At 38.4% G+C, this 281-nt stretch carries 1 protein-coding gene; it reads left to right on the top strand.

What is annotated here, in order from left to right:
- A partial coding sequence (locus GH754_RS19375) for a DDE-type integrase/transposase/recombinase (protein ID WP_153730273.1) occupies positions 1-281 on the top strand: 281 nt, incomplete at both ends.

Raw genomic sequence — 281 nt, 5'->3', positions numbered from 1 at the left:
GGGGATGAGAAGTTATATTTAAATCCAATTCTTGATCTTTATAACGGAGAAATTATTGCTTTTGACATCAAGAAACGTCCCACGTTAGATCTAGTTATGAAACCTTTAAGAGAAACGATAGAGATAATAAAGAATCGCGCCACCTACCGCACCACCATCCATTCTGATCAAGGATGGCATTACCAGCATAACCAATGGGTGCAAACATTGAAGAAAAATAAAGTATTCCAAAGCATGTCACGTAAAGCAACCTGCGCTGACAATGCCTCAATGGAGAATTT

The organism is Salinibacillus xinjiangensis, assembly GCF_009649735.1.
Lineage (GTDB): Bacteria > Bacillota > Bacilli > Bacillales > Alkalibacillaceae > Salinibacillus > Salinibacillus xinjiangensis.
This window is presented reverse-complemented; position numbering and strand designations above follow the sequence as displayed.